We start from the raw sequence: 20529 nt of genomic DNA on the forward strand, positions 1-20529 counted from the left end.
TGATTAGTCTTCATCTGATGAATAATAGCTCAAATCTGGTCTTACTGTACCTTCAACCTGGTCATACTTTGTAGTAAGAGAAATTACCTTATAAAAGACAGCATCTTTATCATCACCTAATAGTTCATCGTTTTCTTTACCACCTTGAGCAATAGCTAAGTCGTCTTCACCAGCAATTGCAACCATAAAGTAGCTTTCTTCACTACCAAATCCGCTATGATATACTTCGTAACCATTTTTAACACCTTTAGTCTTAAACATCTCCTTTACTTTAGTCATAGCTTCCCTCATTTCTTTACCATCTTTTGGCGCATAATATAAAAAATGATACTCTCTATGATTTTTACCTTCGGTGCTATATCCTTCTGGGATATAAGATAGTGCCGGTAAATAATAAACAATGGCATCACTGTGAGAATCATAACAGTCGTTCATTTCGTCGAACATTTCACTCATTTTTTCTGAATCCATTTTTTCTCCTAAGTTTCCCATTGGATTTTTGTCGAGATCTGCCATGCTTTTTATTGGAGTTACGTGCACATAGCGACCATCTTCTACACTTATAGTGGTCCAATTGGCACCTTTAACTTTGTACTCTTCACAGCTGTCTTTTAATAATTTAGCCATTTGCTCATACTTGGCCATCATGTTAAATTTGACATTGTCGGTGTGTACAGCGAACATGGTTGGTTGTTCGTCTTGAGCGTTGGAGAAGTTGAATGCGAATACAACAGTCATTAGGGCCAACATCCCTTTTTTAAAAATTTTCATAATTGTTTGGTTTTGGTTAATAGCTTTTAAACCATAACAATTCATAAATAATACATGTAGAAATAATGCAGCGAAATCTGCAAAGGCTTATAAATGTAGTGAATATATTTAATTAGGAAATGCCCTACAATACTGAAAATCAATTATTTTGAAAAAAACTAAACATATTGCCACCATAACTTTTTGAATGTGAGTAGTGGTCGAGATGGCTTAAGTCTGTATGTTTGGAGTGTTCTATTATAAGACTTCCATTGTCTTCCAATAACTTATTTTGAAATACTAGCTGTGGAATTTTAGAGAACAATTCAACCTCAAAATCATAAGGTGGATCTGCAAAGATGATGGTATGTTGCTGTTTAGAATTTTCCAAGAACTTAAAAACATCACTTTTTGTAGTTCTGATAGGCATTTCAAAGTTTTCTGCTGTTTCATTAATAAACTTTATACAGCCATAATTAGCATCAACAGCAACGATCTGTTCTGTCCCTCTTGAGGCAAACTCATAACTTATATTACCAGTGCCAGAGAATAAATCTAACACAGAAATCTCATCAAAATAATATTGATTATTTAAGATATTAAATAGCGCTTCCTTTGCCATATCTGTAGTAGGCCTAACAGGCAGTTTTTTTGGAGCCTGTATCTTTCTGCCTTTATATAAACCAGAAATAATGCGCATTAAAATGAGTTTAAAATTAAAAAGTGCCGATGAAGTTTTTCATTTTTAATGGCCTCCGAAAGTTTGTAGCTAAAATCAACAGTAATGATTTCTACATGTCTAATATATGTGTAAACTACACCATAAAGCTCATCATCTTTTTCTATGTTACCGGAAAGATAAATTTTAGCGGTTTCTGCATCGAGTTTTAATTGCTCAAAAACAAATAAGATATAATAGATAAAGTCTTCTTTACTGTGATATTCAAAAGCGTTAAATAATTGCAGTTGACCTTTATTTACAACTAAAACTTCAATAGTTGATGTATTTACATTAATATAGATTTCAGGGGCATCTTTCGTTTTCTTGTTCTGTAAAACCGTATCTATTAAAAGGGTAGAGGAATGTTTGTAAACAAACTCACCAAAGGTTTCAAAAATGTAATTATTGATGTTTACATAGGGAATGTAGATATTCACACCATCATTAACTACAATCTCATCATGTGTTATATAATCTGTCTTTAGGATTTTGGCATTAAATTTTAAATAATCGGCCTTATGGTTTTCGTCATATAAATCTTTTGGCACAAGTGTAGATAATTCATTTTGATGAATAACCGTAACCGCATCAAACTCATCGGAAAAAACAGTGTTAGAACTCAATTCGGTTTTAAGACGATTAAGCGCATCAAAAGGAGTCAGCTTATTTTTAAAAGCTATATGGTTAAGAAATTCAATTGTATTTGAAGTTCTGTTTAAAATGCAAAAAGAAAGCCCATTCAAATTTACTTGAATGGACAGTTCTTTAATATTATTTTGTTTCAAAATTTATTCCTTAATTGAAAGATCTTTACCCCAATTTCCACTGGTGTTTACTTCTTCCATTGAGCCTATTTTTACAGTCTCACCTTTTACACCGGCTATTGAAACTGCTTGCTTTTCTTTTTCAATAAGATATTTTTCTTGGTCATATAAAACAATGGCTTTATCGACACTGGCTTCAAAAACAGGGATGTCATCTATTTTACCAGCTTCTAGCTTAAACTTGGCACCTGGCTTACCAACACCTACATCTGCCATGTTTTTATAACGATTATTACCTTTAAATATAGAATCCCTAACAGTGTAATAGCTTAAGGTATCTATCAATGTAATAGTTTTCATGGTTTCTACGCCACCAAAAGCACGTGTTCTTTCTTCATCCAATACTAAAGTATCGCGTCTTTGGGTAATTGGTACTTGACCATTTTCTACAAAGTCAATAAGTTTATTAAAATCACCAGCATACTCTCCATTAACTTCTTTGTATGCCAATTGTGTATCCCTAATATCAACTAAACGATCTATAACAACGGCGTAACGTTTAACTTTTAGCTTATTAAACTTTATCTCTTCATATACTGACATAAATGTAAGGTATCCAAGAAAAATTATTAATGCCCAAAGCACTATGTTAATAACGGGTTTTAATTTCTTAGGTACAAATTTGTCAATTAACCATACAATACCGATGGTTAATAAAATAATAACTACAATTGAAATAATCACATTCATGTTAAAGTATATTAATTAGGTCTATCGCAAATCTACAATTTTTTTTTGTTGGTAAAAATTATCTAAATAAAAATCATTGAAAATATCAAAAAGCATGATTGATGAATATATAATAATGCTATCTTGCTATATATTTAATTCTTTATGATTACTAATGCTTCCGCGTTTTATTCTCTATTAAAATCTAAGTTTCCATTTACGCCAACATCCAAGCAAGATAAGGTGCTGATGCAGTTGTCGCAATTTGTTTTTGACAAATCATCTAATTCCATTTACTTATTAAAGGGTTATGCTGGTACTGGTAAGACCAGTATAATTGGTACTATAGTTACGCATTTGTGGCAGACAAAAAAAAGTGCCGTTTTATTGGCACCAACAGGAAGAGCAGCTAAAGTAATTTCAAACTATTCTAAAAAAGAAGCATTTACAATTCATAAGAAAATCTATTACCCAAAGAAAGATAAAGGCGGTGGAGTAAAATTTGTAATGCAACCCAATAAGCACAGAAATACAATATTTATAGTTGACGAAGCGTCTATGATACCAGATGTACCATCGGATTCTAAGTTATTTGAAAATGGGTCATTATTAGATGATTTAATGCAATATGTATATTCTGGGCATCAATGTAAACTATTGCTTATTGGTGATAAAGCCCAATTACCACCAGTAAAGTCTGATTTGAGTCCCGCTTTAGACGCTGACAAACTCAGTCTTAATTTTAATAAAGACGTTACGGGAATTGAACTCGACGAAGTTGTAAGACAAGAACAAGACTCTGGTATTTTAGAAAATGCTACTGAGCTTAGAGCAGTATTGGAAACCAGTTTTTATGACAGTTTTAAATTCAATGTTAACCCTTACAAAGACATCGTAAGGTTAGTTGATGGTTATGAAATTATGGATGCCATTAATGATGCCTATAGTAACGAAGGCTATGAAGAAACCGCCATAATTGTAAGGAGTAATAAACGTGCTAACCTATATAATAAGCAAATCAGGGAACGTATTTTGTTTAATGATAGTGAACTGTCAGCTGGTGATTATTTAATGGTGGTTAAGAATAATTATTTCTGGGTTAAACCCACCACAGAAGCAGGTTTTATTGCTAATGGCGATATTATTGAAGTCCTAGAAATATTTAGTATAAAAGAATTATACGGATTTAAATTCGCAGAGGTAAAAGTGAAGATGGTAGATTATCCACGCATGCGACCTTTTGAGACGGTATTGCTTTTAGACACTATTGATGTAGAAAGTGCTTCACTAAGTTATGAAGAGTCCAATAGACTATACCAAGAAGTTGCAAAAGATTACGCTAACGAAAAATCTAACTATAAACGATTTTTGGGAGTAAAGAATAATAAGTACTTTAATGCTTTGCAGGTTAAGTTTTCTTATGCAATAACCTGCCATAAATCTCAAGGAGGGCAATGGAATACTATTTTTATAGAGCAACCATACCTTCCCAACGGAATGGATAAAGATTATGTTCGCTGGTTATATACAGCAGTAACTCGAGCTAAAGAACAGCTCTATTTAATTGGCTTTAAAGACGACATGTTTGTAGAAAATGAATTAAACTAAAACGATGACGATAGAAACTATTTTGAGTATTTGTTTAGGCATAGGACTTGCTGCGTCAGTTGGTTTTAGAGTCTTTTTACCATTGTTTGCGTTGAGTTTAGCAGCACACTTTAATGTTTGGGAACTCAATGAATCGTGGTCTTGGATTGGAGGTACAACTGCAGTGATTACTTTTGGCATAGCGACTTTGGTAGAGATATTGGCTTATTATATTCCTGTAGTGGACAACGTTTTGGATGCTATCGCCATTCCGTTGGCAACTATAGCAGGTACGGCAGTTATGGTTTCAACAGTAGCAGATTTAAGTCCTATAATTACTTGGGCATTAGCTATTATAGCAGGTGGCGGAACAGCAGCAGCCATAAAAAGCTCAGCAGGAGCAACTAGATTAGGTTCTACGGTTTCTACAGCAGGTATCGGTAATCCGGTAGTTTCAACAGTAGAAACAGGGACATCAATTGTAATGTCGATTGTTTCCATATTCCTTCCTGTATTGGCTATTATATTGGTAATGTTCATTTTTTATATTGTTTTTAAACTATATAAAAAGTTAAAGTCTAAACAATCAAAATCATCTTAAAGCCTTATTTTTGAATACTGATAAAGTAGATATATGAAGATTATATCCATGATTCCTGCACGTTATAGTGCATCTCGTTTTCCAGGTAAATTAATGCAGAATTTAGCAGGAAAATCCGTAATTCTCAGAACCTATGAAGCTACAGTAGCTACAGAACTTTTTAGCGAGGTTTATGTGGTGACGGATAGTGACATTATTTTCAATGAAATTGTGAATAATGGAGGAAAGGCCATAATGAGCAAAAAGGAGCACGAGTCTGGAAGCGATAGAATAGCTGAAGCTGTCGCAGATGTAGATTGCGATATTGTGGTGAATGTGCAAGGCGACGAACCTTTTACTGAGCGCGAAAGCCTGCACAAGGTTTTAGAAGTGTTTAAGGATGATGTGGAAAAGGAAATAGACTTGGCATCCTTAATGGTTGAAATTACAGATTGGGATGAAATCCAAAATCCAAATACAGTAAAGGTTATTGTAGATCAGAACAACTTTGCACTGTATTTTTCCAGAAGCCCTATTCCATATCCAAGAGATAAGGAAGCAGGAGCACGTTATTTTAAGCATAAAGGAATATATGCGTTTAGAAAAGAAGCTTTGTTAGATTTTACCGTACTACCAATGCGCTTTATTGAAGCTACAGAGAAGATAGAATGTATTCGCTATTTAGAATACGGAAAGAAAATTAAAATGGTAGAAACCGAAGTGCAAGGAGTGGAGATAGATACACCAGAAGACTTAGAAAGAGCAAAACGATTGTGGAAATAGATTACAAAAACATAAAAGTCATAGGTTTTGATGCAGACGATACCCTTTGGGTAAACGAAACTTACTTTAGAGAAGCTGAGGAAGAGGTTGGTAGATTGTTATCGCATTACGAAACACCTAATAAGATTGATCAAGAGCTATTTAAGATGGAGATAAAAAACCTTCCAACCTATGGTTACGGAGTTAAGGGTTTTATGCTTTCTATGATTGAATTGGCTTTAGAATTGTCTAACGGTAAAGTATCCAATGAGATCATTGGTAAAATGCTCGATTTGGGTAAGGATATGATACATAAGCCAATAGAGCTATTAGATGGAGTAGAGGAAGTGCTAAAAGCGCTTTCTAAAAAATATAAACTTATCGTGGCTACTAAAGGAGATTTGTTAGACCAAGAACGAAAATTGGAAAAATCTCAGTTACTCCAATATTTTCATCATATAGAAGTGTTGAGCGAAAAGCAAGAGGCAAATTATGAGAAGCTTTTAAAGCATTTAGAAATAAAACCATCAGAATTTTTAATGATAGGTAATTCTTTAAAATCCGATATTCTGCCATTGATCAATATAGGTGCAGAAGCTATTCATGTGCCATTTCATACTACATGGCAACACGAAGAAGTGACAACTAAGGAAGCTAATGGTGAAGGTTACAAAACTGTAAAGCAATTAACCAATATTTTAGAGTTGCTATAATGAAGATTATCGATACAGAATCTTGGAATAGGAAACATCTTTACAATCATTTTGTACAGCTAAAGGATCCATATTTTGGTGTTGTTATCCCTTTTGATGTCACAAAAGCACGTCAATTTTCAAAAAAGAATAAAGTCAGTTTTTTTACAAGGTATTTGCACGATTGTATGAAGGCAGTAAACGCAGTCGATAACTTTCGTTATCGTATCATAGATAATCAGGTTGTTGATTTTGAAGTGATTCATGCCTCTGCGACAATAGCTCGAGAGGATCATACATTCGGATTTTCGTTTATAAATTATGATGAAGATTTAAATGTTTTTATTGACAACTACAATAGAGAAAAAGCACGCATTCAAAGTTCTGATGATTTATATCCACCTGTCAATGGTCAGGATTGTATCCATTGTTCGGCGTTGCCATGGTTTCATTTCACAGGGCATAAAGAACCCAATTCTGGTAATTTAGAGTCAGTGCCAGAAATTGCTTTTTCTAAGATTAAAGAAGAAAACGAAAAGTTAATAATGAATGTGTCCATTCATGTTAATCATGCCTTGGTTGATGGTTATCATGTCGGACTTTTTGCAGAAAAATTTCAATTTTATTTAAATACTTAGTTAATACGAAGTTTGTTTTTATTTTTGCTAAAGATTAAAGAGTAAATGATATATAAGAATTATCCAATGGTGTCTAGAGTTGTTTTTGGACGCGGAAGTTTCAATCAGCTAGATGAAATTTTAGCGCCAATGCGAAAAGGACGCAATGCACCATTTATATTTTATGTTGATGATGTTTTTAAAGGCAATCATTGGTTAACTTCTAGAATTACATTGTCTTACAAGGATAAAATCGTTTATGTTCCTACCAAGGAGGAGCCTAAAACATCTCAAATAGATCAATATGTTGAAGATATTATTCTTGGGCACAACGAATTGCCATCTGGTATTATTGGTATTGGAGGTGGTATTGTTATGGACATCGCCAAGGCTGTATCCCTAATGTTAACAAATAAGGGAGAATCCAAGGATTACCAAGGTTGGGATTTAATAAAGAATCCTGCAATATACCATGTTGGCATTCCTACAATTTCTGGGACAGGTGCAGAGGTTTCCCGTACTACAATTTTAACTGGTCCAGAACGCAAGCTGGGTATTAACAGCGACTATACACCATTTGATCAGGTCATATTAGATCCTGAGTTGACAAAGGATGTTCCTAATGACCAATGGTTTTATACTGGTATGGACTGTTTTGTACATTGTGTGGAATCGCTTAATGGAACGTACTTAAATGCCTTTAGCCAAAGTTATGGTGAGAAAGCTTTTGAGCTTTGCCAAGATATATTTCTTGGGGATAATTTAAGTGAGAAAGATTCCCAGGATAAGCTAATGATGGCATCATGGCATGGCGGAATGAGTATAGCCTATTCTCAAGTTGGTGTGGCACACGCCCTTAGCTATGGGTTGGGTTATTTACTTGGTGTAAAACATGGTATTGGAAATTGTATTGTTTTTGATCACTTAGAGGAATTTTATCCTGAAGGTGTAGCCATGTTTAAAAAAATGAAGGCGAAGCATAATATTGAATTGCCTCAAGGCATTTGTGCAGATTTAGATGAACAACAGCTTAATATTATGATTGATGTTGCCTTAAGCCTAGAACCCTTATGGGAAAATGCCATTGGTAAAAACTGGAAAAACAAAATCACCAGAGAAAAATTGATGACGCTTTACAAACTAATGTAAGATGCGTTGGCTGGCTAAATATATATACTTTAAGGTTTTAGGTTGGAAAGTTGTCGGCAATACAAACTTCTCTAAGGATACTGTTAAGAAAGCAGTAATCATAGCGGTACCACATACGAGCTGGTACGATTTCCCTATCGCTCTTTTATTACGAAAAGTTGTGGGTTTAAAAGTTAACTTCGTTGGAAAAAAGGAATTGTTTAAATGGCCTTTTGGTTATTATTTTAAGGCCGTAGGAGGTAGAGCCTTAGACCGTACTCCAGGTCAAAATAAAGTACAGACCATTGCACAGCTTTTTAAAAAGGAGGAAGAATTTAGATTGGCGTTGGCACCAGAAGGTACACGCAAGAAAGTTGAAGAATGGAAAACCGGATTTTACTATATAGCAAAGGAAGCTAAAGTACCTATTATGATGTTTACGTTAGACTTTAAAAACAAACAGAATAAAGTGTCAGAACCTTTTTACCCAACAGATGATATTGATGCCGATTTTAAGTATATGAAGTCCTTTTATGAAGGTGTAGAAGGCAAGGTTAAAGCCTACAGTTAATCGATAAAAACGGCTTTGATATTGGTTTTATCCACTTTTTTTGCTTTTTGCATAATTGAATAGTGAAAATGAGCTCTTTTTTTTAAATTTAAGTAGATATAAATTTTTTTGGCATAAGATTTGATTTATATATAATGCAATGAAACATAAAGTAAACTATTAAGTCCCTAAAAAGAAACATTGCAATTTAAAAAAAGCTATCTAGGTCCTAACGAGATAGCTTTTTTTCGTCTATATACTTATCTAAAAGACGATTGGTCTGCGCTTTCAATTTGTTTTTAAAATATCGGGTTCTACCGATGACCAAGCCTTTAAACCCTAAAGCTTGTCGTGCCCATCTATGTAGATTAAAATGGTCTTTATGATTAATGATTAATCCATCCTTAAATTCGAATTGCGCATCTATCTTATTGTGGACTTTTCTGCCCGATTTACTAAAAATATAATACGCTTCCCAGTGTGCAGAACCCTCAGTGTCGTTTGAGTTTATATTAGAGACCTCAACCTTAAAGTTTTTGTCTTTTTGAGATTCGCACAACATTTGCCACATGGCTTTGGCGCGTTCGCCTTCCAGTCTTCCAAATGCAGGATCTTCAAAAACGATGTCTTCATGATAGCAAGAACACATAGTATTTGCATCTAGATTATTAAATGCTTTATAGAATGTCTCGATTAAAGGGTTCATTCTTTCATATCATTTTAAAAATTAAAAACCGACCTTATAAAATTTTCGTATATATAATTGTAGTGTCATAAATGATACTATATACTAGCAATTAAGGTTTTAAATTTGATTGATTGATTTAGTTGCTATGAAAGAGAAAGAGGCTTCCTTTAATTAGGGAGCCTTTTTTATTCAATAACAATTTTATTTCTAAAACCTATATCTGTTCTTGTATCAAACTCAAAATCATAATAACCAGCATCACCTGCATTTCCATTTATAATAGTTTTTGCCCTTCCTATTTCAAGACCATTTTTATTGTATGCCTTGGCCACTATTGTTTCACTGATAGCATTATCGAAAATCAAATATAAAGTGAGTTGATTGTTATTACCATTAGAGCCACTATTTACATTGTAAACACCTGTTTTTAGCCCAATACTAGTTAGGTCTTTAGATAATTTAATATCGCATTCCAGTGTTTTATCAACACCCTCTGAGACACCTTCAAAAAACTCTGTTGCAGTTTCACCAACTACTTCACCACCTTTGTTAATGCCTTCTTTTGTTTTATTGGCTATCCTATTGCATGAGGTTAATAGCAATAAAATCAATAGAACTACATAAAGATTACATTTCATAAAACACTAAATTATTGATTGTAATAAAGGTAAGGAAAACATATAGACTTTTAATGTTTGTAGGTTTTAATCTTATCTACAACTTTTCTTAAGACAGAGTAGACAAAGGCATTGGTTTTTACATAATAAAATGATATAAAACATACTGAAACCAAAAACACTAAAGCACCAGTAATAGCCTGCCATGGCAGTAAGGTTTTACCTATAAGTTGATATAACCCAACACCTGTAAAACTTCCATAAATGATTATAAAATGAATAACATAAATAGAGAGTGTTTTTTGTCCAATCTTTAAGATTAGTGGTTGTTTAACATACTTTTCGGCCAAATAAAATAAAGCAAACAGAATAAGTACATTGCCAAGTCTGGTAAACAGATAGTTGTAATAAGCAACATCTTCAAAAAGTTTGATATCCAATAAGTAATAGAGCTCATTAAAAGACCATGAAGAATAAAATATTAAACCTAGACCAACGATAAAAAAACCAGAAACAGTTGCCAATTTAAACCTTGGTCGTTCTAAATAACGATAAAACAATGTGGAGATAAAGCCACCAATGGCAACATAACCAAACCAAGGTAAAATGGTAAATATAGAACCATAATCTTTGGTTAAATAGTTAGAAAACAATTTAGGTATATGAGGTAATTCTAAATGTCTATACATTGGCTCCGTGATAAAAATTACCAAGCCAAACAGCAACATTAAAATAGAAAACACTAAAGTTTTCTTGCAGGTTAATCTATAAATAATAACAATTAAAATAAGGGATAGACCTATACACTGAAGCACGTCAATGACCAAAAAATAACTATTGAATATCCCAAACAACCACTCAAAAATTGGGACTCTTAATAAGTAGCCTATACCAATTAGCATAAAGCCACGGACTAAACCTTTGCGCATACGTTTTTCTGCACTTCCGCTTTTCTTGGCCTTAATTAGTAAATAAGAAAATATTAAACCCGAAATGGTAAAAAAGGTCGGTGCTGTAATACCTCTAAAATATTTCCAAACCTTAAAGGCAGTATCGGACTCGTCTCTATATGATATATCTAGCAAGGTATCTATAAAGTGCCCTTGTAGCATCATTAAAATGGCGAATGCTCTTACGGCATCTATAAAATAAAGACGATTTTTATTCAATTAACGATTGGTTGAAATACAAAGATATAATTTTGGAATATCTATAATGTTTTAATTGCTATGATGTCTTAATTGTAGAATCTAAGAATACTAATACCCTTTGAGGCGCTCTATTTTCTTTTTTAAATAGTTATTAGAATCTATGCTAAAAGCTTTTTGAGCATATTCTAATGCACTCTTATAATCATTATTGTTTTCATAATATTCAGCCATTGATGTATGAGCTCTTGCACTTAAAGGGTAATACTCAATGGCAAACTCATAAAACATTCTTGCTTTTTCATTCTTTTTCATGTCCGTACTCATATCTCCTAACACAATAAGGAGATCTTCTGGATAAGGTGGTACTTGGTATCCAAAATTCTTATAAAGTTTATCCGCTCTGTTTTTTATTATGGCTTGCAATTCTTCTGTAGAAGTTTCAAATGAATTAAACTTTTGAGTGTTTTCCATTTGAAACCATTGAAATATTGATATTAAGCCATCCATAATTGATGGAAATTGAATCGTGCCGTGCAAATCCCTTGGATAAAATTTCCATGTAAAATTTAAACCATTACCTTCATTTTCTTCAATAATGTTTTTCAGCATAATATTAGATCGCGGAAATGACGTAAAATCAGAATCATCTTGCATTACGTTGTCAATTGTAATTTCTGGTTTTTGCATATGAAGTTGACCATTTAATGACATAAATAATGACTTCCCTTCATAATTTTCATTAGCAATAATATCTTGAGATGCTTTAACCAATTTTTGATTATCCCAATCTAAACTTGGATCTATAGCGATATAGTTAGAAAACAAATTTAAATGGTATAAAAAGGTGTAAATAGTAAATAAACCACCATATGAATGACCAATTAAAGTTCTGTAATTTGTAACAGGGTAGATTTTTTCTATATGCGGAATAAATTCATCTTCAATAAACTTTATAAAATTACTGGCTTCACCATTTTCTCTATTATATGGCATCCCATAATTTTCCGTAATGGTTGATGTTGTCAAATCCCTAGTTCTGTTTTTGAGATTAGATATTCCGACCAATATCATTTCTGGTGTAAACCCACCACTATAGTAGCCTTGAAAGTTATTGACCGTCGGAAGCAAAAACTCACCATCTAAAATTATCGCAACAGGATATTTCTTATCACTTTTTTCATCATAGTCTTTAGGAAATTGCACAAAAAATTGTCTATGTTCATTTAATGTCTTTGAGAAGATGCTATCTATGATGATACTTCTTTGTCGATTAGGGTTATTCTGTCCTTGGGCATAATAACCGACAAGAAAAAACAGAAAAAACAAGGCGTAGTATTTATTTATATGTCTCATTGATTACTTAAAATTTATACAAATTAACAACGTTTTATGCTTCAATTATCCCTATTTAAGCGTATTGTGTGTAGGACAAAGCCTATAAAAATAATGATTAAATATTTTAAAATTTTAACCTTATATCAAGTATAGACCTACTTTAGTCGATAAAATGAGGTCATATAGGCATTTTTTAGTTAAATAGGAATCCCTATTAACAATTAATGCCGTTAGTACAACCTTTTACCTTGATTGGTTGTGCAAATTAATAATTCAATACAAACCTTACTCTAATTTGTATTGTTATTTGGCGTTGATTTAAAGAACGTGAAGATATGACAACTTCTGACAAAATTAAATTCTATTTGCTCAAAACCCCTCTCGGCAAATTTATAAGAGAAATGCAAAGCAAGTTTATTTTATCTAAGATGAAGCTACATAATCATGCAAAGGCCAACCAAAAAACGGTGTATTGCATTTCACCTTATAAAACAGGTACCACTTATCTGTCGAGTTGCTTTAGCTCAAACATTGCGAAACATGAACCCATCCACTATACAACTTATAAATCGTTAGATGAGGATTTCGATACGTATTTCACCAAGCGATTAAATTACTTAAACCTAAAATTAGAATGTTCAGGATCATGGAGCGCTTATGTCGAAGAACTGGTAAATCATAAAATTGCCAAAGACCTAGACTATATCTGTGTCTTACGATCTCCTTCCTCTTGGGTGACTTCAGTAATTAATTATTGGAATAAACCTAATATGCTAAAGTTTCATTTCGATATTCCCCTTGAGCATTTTTGGAAACAAAAAGTGGGCGTAAACCTGCGGGATTTTGAAATTGGAGTTCACAGCAAAAAAAATCAAGAAATTATTGATAAGCTAGTTAAGTTTTACTTCGATTTTACGGAAAAAACAGCACTGTTAGAGAATATCACTTACATTCGTTTAAAGGATCTAAAAGAAAGCCTTCCCTTGGTTGAATCACTGATTGAAGAAAATGCAACGACAAAAGACAGCTGGAAGCGCGCAAATTTGAAAAAGAAATTCATTTACAAAAATGATCTGATTGATGAAAAATACAAGCGCTTAACTAAGAGGCTCATAAATAGCAGAAACCCAAAGATGGCAGGCTAAACTTCGTAAATTATATAGTTTGGGATATTGATTTCTCAGCCCAAATTTTTAGTGTTTTAGCATCATTTAAAACCTCTATCGGAATGAAGGTATAAGGCATCTGAGAATATTTTGTTGATTGATTTGTGACAAATTCTTCTAATAATGTTTCATTAGCTTTTAAACAGCATAGACCTTTAGAATCCACTGTCCCAAACATTTTTCCACTACAGAAAATACCGTTGCCACCAAACATTTTCTTTATTGTTATATCAGACATATCACTAAGTTGTGAGACTAAATACTCTAACTGTAATGTAGATTCATTTGATAATTTATCTCCTATATTTCCCACTGGATTTGTTTTTAGGTCTTGTGCCTATCGTTCAATATTGAAACAAGTTCGGCACTCGTAAACGAAGTTAAGTTTTTCCGCATTTAAAATCAATGAGTTAGGCTAGGCAACTCAAAATAATTATAAACAATCTACTATAATTTTATTGGGTTTAGTACATTTATAATCTATGGAGTTTCTCAACCAATTACTCAAAGATTTTTCATCCTTAGCTTGGGGTTTACCGTTACTCATTTTATTAATTGGTGGTGGTCTTTACCTATTGATTCGTTCTCAGTTTTTGCCTTTTAGGTACATTGGTCATGCTATTAGTGTGCTTAGAGGAAAATATGATGATCCAAATGATCCTGGGCAAATCTCACACTTTCAGGCATTGACAACAGCTCTATCAGCAACAGTAGGTATGGGAAATATAGCAGGAGTTGCAGTGGCTATTTCTATAGGTGGGCCAGGTGCAGTTTTTTGGATGTGGGTAAGTGCCATAATAGGTATGAGTACTAAGTTCTTTACATCAACCTTAGCGATCTTATTTAGAGGAAAAGATAGCGCAGGTGAGGTGCAAGGAGGGCCAATGTATTTTATTGTTGAAGGCTTAGGAAAATCATGGAAACCCTTAGCTGTATTTTTTAGTTTATGCGGTTTAATAGGTGCGTTACCCGTATTTAATGTCAACCAATTAACGCAAGCCATTAATGATATCTTGTTAATCCCTAATGGAGTAGAAGTAGGTTTTTCATCTAATCTCTATATAGCTTTTGCTTTAGTGAGTATTACGGCTCTGGTAATTTTAGGAGGCATAAAACGTATCGGTATAGTAGCATCGCGTTTGGTACCGATGATGGTACTTTTATATTTTGTACTAGTTATAATTATTTTGGTATTGCATAGTGATGTATTACTATATTATTTAAAACTAATTTTTACCGATGCCTTTGCAGCCAACTACTATCCAAAAAATGATACTTTTTTAGGTGGAGTTTTGGGAGCCTTAATCTTGCATGGAATAAAACGCGGAGCATTTTCTAATGAGGCTGGTATTGGTACAGCTCCAATGGCTCATGGTGCTGCAAAAACAAACGAGCCTATTCGCGAAGGTTTAGTTGCTATGCTTGGACCAGCTATTGATACTTTGGTGGTTTGTACACTAACTGCCTTAGCGATTTTAACAACAGGTGTTTGGGAAACAACCTCAGATAATGGAGTGAGTCTTACTGCAGCGGCATTTGGCAATGTGATGCCTACTTATGGTAAGTATGCTTTATTGGTATGTATTACCGTTTTTAGTATGAGTTCATTGTTCTCCTATTCGTATTATGGTACAAAATGCATGTCGTTTCTTTTAGGTGCAGATAAAAAGCACTACTACAATTATTTCTATATTTTGAGTATTATACTTGGAGCAACTACAAGTTTAAGTATGATGATTAATCTCATAGATGGTGTTTTTGCATTAATGGCTGTACCAACTATGATAGCAACGATAATATTAGCTCCAAAAGTGATAAAAGAATTGAAAGCCTACACTAAACGCCAAAAATTATCAAAACATGAAGAATAGGGAGAACGCTAAAGGCTACTGGAGAGATAATATCAAATATGTTATCATTTTACTGGCAATCTGGTTTGCGGTATCTTATGGTGCAGGCATTTTATTAAAAGATGAGTTAAATCAAATTAAGATAGGTGGTTTTAAACTCGGCTTTTGGTTTGCCCAACAAGGATCTATGTATGTCTTTGTGATTCTCATATTTGTTTATGTTCGATTAATGAATAAGCTCGATAAAAAATACGGCTACGATGAATAAGCTACTCCTCATCGCCGATATGGATGTACAAACCTGGACCTACATTTTAGTCGGCATAACATTTACACTCTACATTGGTATTGCTATTTGGTCTAGAGCGGGATCCACAAAAGATTTTTATGTTGCTGGTGGAGGTGTTTCACCTTTGGCAAACGGAATGGCTACTGCTGCGGATTGGATGAGTGCGGCATCGTTTATCTCTATGGCAGGTATTATTTCTTTCGCTGGTTATGACGGAGCTGTATACCTCATGGGCTGGACAGGTGGTTATGTACTCTTAGCATTACTTTTGGCACCATACCTTAGAAAATTCGGAAAGTTTACAGTTCCAGATTTTATAGGTGATCGCTATTATTCTAAAACCGCTCGGATTGTCGCCGTATTCTGTGCCTTGTTAGTGTCGTTTACTTACGTAGCTGGGCAAATGCGTGGAGTGGGTATAGTGTTTTCAAGATTTTTGGAAGTTGATATTAACACAGGAGTCATCATAGGAATGCTCATTGTTTTGTTCTATGCAGTTCTCGGCGGCATGAAAGGTATAACCTATACGCAAGTAGCACAATATTGTGTGCTCATCTTTGCCTTTATGGTTCCTGCAATTTTTATATCCATTCAAATGACAGGCAACCCGATTCCACAATTAGGATTTGGAGGAGAACTCAACGATGGTTCAGGAATGTATTTATTGGATAAACTAGATGGTTTGAGCACTCAGCTAGGCTTTGCCGAATATACCGAAGGATCAAAATCAACAATAGACATATTTGCAATTACCTTAGCTTTAATGGTGGGTACAGCAGGTTTGCCACATGTAATTGTAAGATTCTTTACGGTAAAAAGAGTAAAAGATGCTCGAAAATCTGCTGGTATAGCCTTATTGCTCATTGTTATTCTCTATACAACTGCACCAGCTGTAGCGGCTTTTGCAAGAACCAATATGATTGAAACGGTTTCTGATCAGCCTTATGCAGAAGTACCAGAATGGTTTAAGAAATGGGAAGGAACAGAATTAGTTGTATTTACCGATAAAAATTCAGATGGTAATATTCAATATTTAGCTGGTGATGCATTTCTAAAGGGGGATGATGGTAAATGGGATTTTAATCAACCTAACCTTAAAAACAATAATGAATTATATGTAGATAGAGACATCATGGTATTAGCAAATCCTGAAATTGCAAACCTTCCGAATTGGGTGATTGCATTAGTTGCTGCTGGTGGCTTGGCTGCAGCTTTATCTACCGCAGCAGGACTACTACTAGTGATTTCATCTTCTGTATCTCATGATTTAATTAAAAAAATTATTAAGCCTTCAATTTCTGAAAAAGGAGAACTTGTTGCAGCGCGCCTATCTGCCGTTGGCGCCGTTTGCGTTGCTGGCTATTTTGGAATTAATCCACCTGGTTTCGTTGCGGCAGTTGTGGCTTTAGCTTTTGGATTAGCTGCGGCTTCATTTTTCCCTGCCATTATTCTGGGGATTTTCTACAAACGTATGAATAAAGAGGGAGCTATCGCAGGTATGCTAGTCGGTATTGTGAGTATGCTGTTGTATATGATGAAGTATAAATTAGGTTGGTTTGATGCGGAATTGCCAGATAAAAGCGAATGGTGGTTTGGTATTTCTCCTGAAGGTTTTGGTACTATCGCTATGATGCTTAATTTTATAGTATCAATCACAATAATGAAATTTACAAAAGCACCATCACAAGAGGTTCAAGATATTGTTGAAGATATAAGAATACCTAGTGGAGCAAAAGAAGACATACAGCATTAAGAATTACTATGAGTAACTATCACATTAAACAGTTTGAAGAGTATTTCCAGGTCTATAAGAAATCCGTTAATCAGCCAGAACAATTTTGGGAAGAGATAGCCGAGGAGCATTTTGTTTGGAGAAAAAAATGGTCTAATGTCTTAAGTTGGGATTTTACAAAACCTGAAGTAAAATGGTTTGAAGGTGCTCAGCTTAACATCACGGAAAATTGTTTGGATAGACACCTTAGAGCCAGAGGAAAGAAAACAGCGATTTTATTCGAGCCCAATGATCCTAATGAACAGGCTGAACATATTACCTATACACAATTGCATGAGCGTGTCTGCAAGTTTGCCAATGTTTTAAAGGAAAAAGGAATAGAAAAGGGGGATAGGGTTTGCATTTATTTACCAATGATTCCAGAATTGGCGATTTCGGTTTTGGCATGTGCGCGAATTGGTGCAATTCATTCTGTGATTTTTGCTGGGTTTTCTTCAACTGCATTATCTACTAGAATTAATGATTGTGATGCCAAAATGGTTATCACCTCAGATGGTTCATATCGTGGAGCAAAAACCATTGATTTAAAAGGGATTGTTGATGACGCTTTAGTGGATTGTCCAAATATTGAATCTGTTTTAGTTGCGAAAAGAATCAACTCCAATATAGACATGAAAGAAGGTCGTGACTATTGGTTACAACCTTTATTGGATAAAGCTCATCAAGTTTGCGATGCCGAAATTATGGATGCTGAAGATCCATTATTTATTCTATACACTTCAGGCTCAACAGGAAAACCAAAAGGTATGATGCATACCAGTGCTGGCTACATGGTTTACTCTGCCTATACATTTAAAAATGTATTTCAATATAGAGATGACGATGTGTATTGGTGTACGGCTGATATTGGTTGGATAACTGGTCATAGCTATATTGTTTATGGTCCTTTGGCAAATGGTGCCACAACCGTTATGTTTGAAGGCGTACCAAGCTATCCTGACTTTGGACGCTTTTGGCAGATTGTAGAGAAGCACAAAGTCAATCAGTTTTACACAGCACCCACTGCCATTAGGGCTTTAGCAAAGCAAGGCACAGAACTCGTTGAAAAGTATGATCTATCCTCTTTAAAAGTGTTAGGGACGGTCGGAGAACCCATTAATGAGGAAGCTTGGCATTGGTACAACGAAAATATAGGTAAAAAGAAAAGCCCAATAGTGGACACTTGGTGGCAAACTGAAACAGGAGGTATAATGATTACTCCAATACCTTACGTAACTCCCACAAAACCAACTTATGCGACCTTGCCATTTATAGGTATTCAACCTGCCTTAATGGATGAAAACGGTGAAGAAATAAAGGGTAACCAAGTAGAAGGTCGTTTGTGCATTAAATTTCCTTGGCCAGGTATTGCCAGAACTATTTGGGGAAATCATCAACGCTACAAAGACACATACTTCTCAGCATTTGAGAATATGTATTTTTCGGGAGATGGAGCTCTGAGAGATGAAGTTGGTTATTATAGAATTACAGGTCGCGTAGATGATGTTATCATTGTTTCTGGTCATAATTTAGGAACAGCACCAATAGAAGATGCAATTAACGAGCATCAAGCTGTGGCAGAATCTGCTATCGTTGGGTTTGCTCATGATGTAAAAGGAAATGCATTGTATGGTTATGTTACTTTGAAAGATTCAGGAGAGAGCAGAAATCATGATAATCTGAGAAAGGAAATCAATCAACTTATTACAGATAGAATTGGACCCATCGCTAAGTTAGAAAAAATTCAATTCACCAATGGATTACCAAAAACACGTTCAGGGAAAATTATGCGAAGAATCCTTAGAAAAATTGCTTCTAATGAAACCGATCAATTAGGCGATACGAGTACGCTTTTAAATCCTGAAGTAGTTGAGAGTATAATTGAGAATAGATTATGAAACTAAAAATCAAATCTCAAAATCTAAATTCCAAAATCTCTTGATTAACTAACGTCACTGCGAGGTACAAAGCAGTCTCATCATTTAAACAGATTGCTACATCCTTTGTCCTTCCATTGACGGATACTTTTTTATCTTCGTCAAAAATTCAAATTAATCAATGCTCAAAGCCGTACTATTTGATATGGACGGTGTCATTATCGACACGGAACCACTACACCGAAAAGCCTATCTTCAAATGTTTGATAACGTCAAAATTGACGTAAGCCCAGAATTGTACGAATCTTTCACAGGGCAATCCACAATGAATATTTGTAAACGCCTGGTAGAACACTTCAATTTAAAGCAACAACCAGAAGAATTGGTGCAACTTAAACGAAACAACTATAAATATCTCTTTAAAAACGATGATGATTTAGCACTAATAGATGGTGTTTTAGAGCGTATTAAAGATTACCGAAATAATGATGTAACCTTGGTTGTAGCGTCATCAGCATCCATGCATGGCATCAACCAAATTTTTGAGCGATTTAACTTAAACCAATATTTCAACGCAAAATTCAGTGGAGCAGACTTAGAAAAATCTAAACCACATCCAGAAATTTTCTTAAAAGCAGCTAGGCATACAGGTTTTAAAAACTCTGAATGCATGGTTATTGAAGATTCCACCAACGGGATTAAAGCCGCAAATGCTGCTGATATTTTTTGTGTCGGTTTTAAAAGTGAGCACTCTACGGGTCAGGATTATTCAAAAGCAGATTTGGTGATTTCGGACTTTGAGGAGATTGCGTATTCAAATAGTTCAAACTTCTTTAAACATTAACTTCAATCTAACATAGTTTTCTTCGGTATTGACTACATTTAAGGAAATCGAAAAATTTAAT

General features: G+C 34.3%; 22 protein-coding genes. 13 read left to right on the plus strand and 9 right to left on the minus strand.

Annotation, left to right across the window (positions count from 1 at the left end; translation table 11 throughout):
• Positions 1-3 precede the first annotated feature (3 nt).
• The 4 genes from SIB89_RS00620 to SIB89_RS00635 form a co-directional block, all read right to left on the minus strand.
• Positions 4-771 (minus strand): hypothetical protein, encoded by a 768-nt coding sequence (locus tag SIB89_RS00620; protein ID WP_412560729.1) that lies wholly within the window; start codon positions 769-771, stop codon positions 4-6.
• A 139-nt stretch (positions 772-910) separates the two neighbouring features.
• Positions 911-1450, minus strand: a complete 540-nt coding sequence (rsmD, locus tag SIB89_RS00625) for a 16S rRNA (guanine(966)-N(2))-methyltransferase RsmD (RefSeq protein WP_412560730.1) — start codon at positions 1448-1450, stop codon at positions 911-913.
• On the minus strand, positions 1450-2256 hold the full coding sequence (locus SIB89_RS00630) for a DUF3822 family protein (protein WP_412560731.1): 807 nt from the start codon (positions 2254-2256) through the stop codon (positions 1450-1452). The genes rsmD and SIB89_RS00630 overlap by 1 nt, the downstream gene beginning before the upstream one ends.
• Positions 2257-2259: 3 nt before the next feature.
• Positions 2260-2985: a hypothetical protein gene (locus SIB89_RS00635; protein ID WP_412560732.1), complete on the minus strand. Its 726-nt coding sequence runs from the start codon at positions 2983-2985 to the stop codon at positions 2260-2262.
• A 144-nt stretch (positions 2986-3129) separates the two neighbouring features.
• On the opposite strand from SIB89_RS00635, the gene SIB89_RS00640 reads away from it, so the two are divergent.
• The 7 genes from SIB89_RS00640 to SIB89_RS00670 are packed head-to-tail and all read left to right on the plus strand — an operon-like array spanning position 3130 to position 8901.
• Positions 3130-4572, plus strand: coding sequence for an ATP-dependent DNA helicase (locus tag SIB89_RS00640; protein ID WP_412560733.1), 1443 nt, complete (start codon positions 3130-3132; stop codon positions 4570-4572).
• 4 nt (positions 4573-4576) lie between these two features.
• On the plus strand, positions 4577-5152 hold the full coding sequence (locus SIB89_RS00645; RefSeq protein WP_412560734.1) for a DUF4126 domain-containing protein: 576 nt from the start codon (positions 4577-4579) through the stop codon (positions 5150-5152).
• A 48-nt stretch (positions 5153-5200) separates the two neighbouring features.
• On the plus strand, positions 5201-5914 hold the full coding sequence (gene kdsB, locus SIB89_RS00650; protein ID WP_412561865.1) for a 3-deoxy-manno-octulosonate cytidylyltransferase: 714 nt from the start codon (positions 5201-5203) through the stop codon (positions 5912-5914).
• Positions 5905-6606: an HAD family hydrolase gene (locus tag SIB89_RS00655; RefSeq protein ID WP_273289792.1), complete on the plus strand. Its 702-nt coding sequence runs from the start codon at positions 5905-5907 to the stop codon at positions 6604-6606. Before kdsB ends, SIB89_RS00655 begins: the two co-directional genes overlap by 10 nt.
• A complete protein-coding gene (locus tag SIB89_RS00660; RefSeq protein ID WP_412560735.1) occupies positions 6606-7223 on the plus strand; it encodes a CatA-like O-acetyltransferase in 618 nt (205 codons plus the stop codon). Before SIB89_RS00655 ends, SIB89_RS00660 begins: the two co-directional genes overlap by 1 nt.
• A 45-nt stretch (positions 7224-7268) precedes the next feature.
• On the plus strand, positions 7269-8351 hold the full coding sequence (locus SIB89_RS00665; RefSeq protein ID WP_412560736.1) for an iron-containing alcohol dehydrogenase family protein: 1083 nt from the start codon (positions 7269-7271) through the stop codon (positions 8349-8351).
• Position 8352: 1 nt separating this feature from the next.
• Positions 8353-8901, plus strand: coding sequence for a 1-acyl-sn-glycerol-3-phosphate acyltransferase (locus SIB89_RS00670; RefSeq protein WP_412560737.1), 549 nt, complete (start codon positions 8353-8355; stop codon positions 8899-8901).
• A gap of 208 nt (positions 8902-9109) precedes the next feature.
• Here SIB89_RS00670 and SIB89_RS00675 read toward each other — a convergent pair whose 3' ends face one another.
• From SIB89_RS00675 to SIB89_RS00690, 4 genes are all read right to left on the minus strand, one after another.
• Complete coding sequence (locus tag SIB89_RS00675) at positions 9110-9586, minus strand: nuclear transport factor 2 family protein (protein WP_412560738.1); 477 nt, start codon at positions 9584-9586, stop codon at positions 9110-9112.
• Between the two features lie 167 nt (positions 9587-9753).
• The gene (locus SIB89_RS00680) at positions 9754-10206 is read right to left on the minus strand and encodes a hypothetical protein (RefSeq protein ID WP_412560739.1); all 453 of its coding nucleotides are present in this window, start codon (positions 10204-10206) and stop codon (positions 9754-9756) included.
• A gap of 50 nt (positions 10207-10256) precedes the next feature.
• On the minus strand, positions 10257-11354 hold the full coding sequence (locus SIB89_RS00685) for a heparan-alpha-glucosaminide N-acetyltransferase domain-containing protein (protein ID WP_412560740.1): 1098 nt from the start codon (positions 11352-11354) through the stop codon (positions 10257-10259).
• A gap of 90 nt (positions 11355-11444) precedes the next feature.
• The gene (locus SIB89_RS00690; RefSeq protein WP_412560741.1) at positions 11445-12689 is read right to left on the minus strand and encodes an alpha/beta hydrolase-fold protein; all 1245 of its coding nucleotides are present in this window, start codon (positions 12687-12689) and stop codon (positions 11445-11447) included.
• Positions 12690-13099: 410 nt separating this feature from the next.
• On the opposite strand from SIB89_RS00690, the gene SIB89_RS00695 reads away from it, so the two are divergent.
• Positions 13100-13816: a hypothetical protein gene (locus tag SIB89_RS00695; RefSeq protein WP_412560742.1), complete on the plus strand. Its 717-nt coding sequence runs from the start codon at positions 13100-13102 to the stop codon at positions 13814-13816.
• Positions 13817-13826: 10 nt separating this feature from the next.
• On the opposite strand, the gene SIB89_RS00700 is transcribed toward SIB89_RS00695, so the two are convergent.
• Positions 13827-14150 (minus strand): TfoX/Sxy family protein, encoded by a 324-nt coding sequence (locus SIB89_RS00700; protein WP_412560743.1) that lies wholly within the window; start codon positions 14148-14150, stop codon positions 13827-13829.
• Between the two features lie 169 nt (positions 14151-14319).
• Here SIB89_RS00700 and SIB89_RS00705 point away from each other — a divergent pair, with 169 nt between their 5' ends.
• The 5 genes from SIB89_RS00705 to SIB89_RS00725 all read left to right on the plus strand — a co-directional run bounded on the left by SIB89_RS00705 (position 14320) and on the right by SIB89_RS00725 (position 20468).
• Positions 14320-15708, plus strand: a complete 1389-nt coding sequence (locus SIB89_RS00705; RefSeq protein ID WP_412560744.1) for an alanine/glycine:cation symporter family protein — start codon at positions 14320-14322, stop codon at positions 15706-15708.
• Positions 15698-15955: a DUF4212 domain-containing protein gene (locus SIB89_RS00710; RefSeq protein ID WP_155087662.1), complete on the plus strand. Its 258-nt coding sequence runs from the start codon at positions 15698-15700 to the stop codon at positions 15953-15955. The genes SIB89_RS00705 and SIB89_RS00710 overlap by 11 nt, the downstream gene beginning before the upstream one ends.
• 19 nt (positions 15956-15974) lie before the next feature.
• Complete coding sequence (locus tag SIB89_RS00715; RefSeq protein ID WP_412561866.1) at positions 15975-17729, plus strand: sodium:solute symporter family protein; 1755 nt, start codon at positions 15975-15977, stop codon at positions 17727-17729.
• An 8-nt stretch (positions 17730-17737) separates the two neighbouring features.
• Positions 17738-19645: an acetate--CoA ligase gene (gene acs / locus SIB89_RS00720; protein ID WP_412560745.1), complete on the plus strand. Its 1908-nt coding sequence runs from the start codon at positions 17738-17740 to the stop codon at positions 19643-19645.
• A 160-nt stretch (positions 19646-19805) separates the two neighbouring features.
• The gene (locus SIB89_RS00725; RefSeq protein ID WP_412560746.1) at positions 19806-20468 is read left to right on the plus strand and encodes an HAD family hydrolase; all 663 of its coding nucleotides are present in this window, start codon (positions 19806-19808) and stop codon (positions 20466-20468) included.
• The last annotated feature ends 61 nt before the right edge of the window (positions 20469-20529 follow it).

The sequence above is a fragment of the Winogradskyella sp. MIT101101 genome (assembly GCF_047126865.1).
Taxonomy (GTDB): Bacteria; Bacteroidota; Bacteroidia; order Flavobacteriales; family Flavobacteriaceae; genus Winogradskyella; species Winogradskyella ouciana.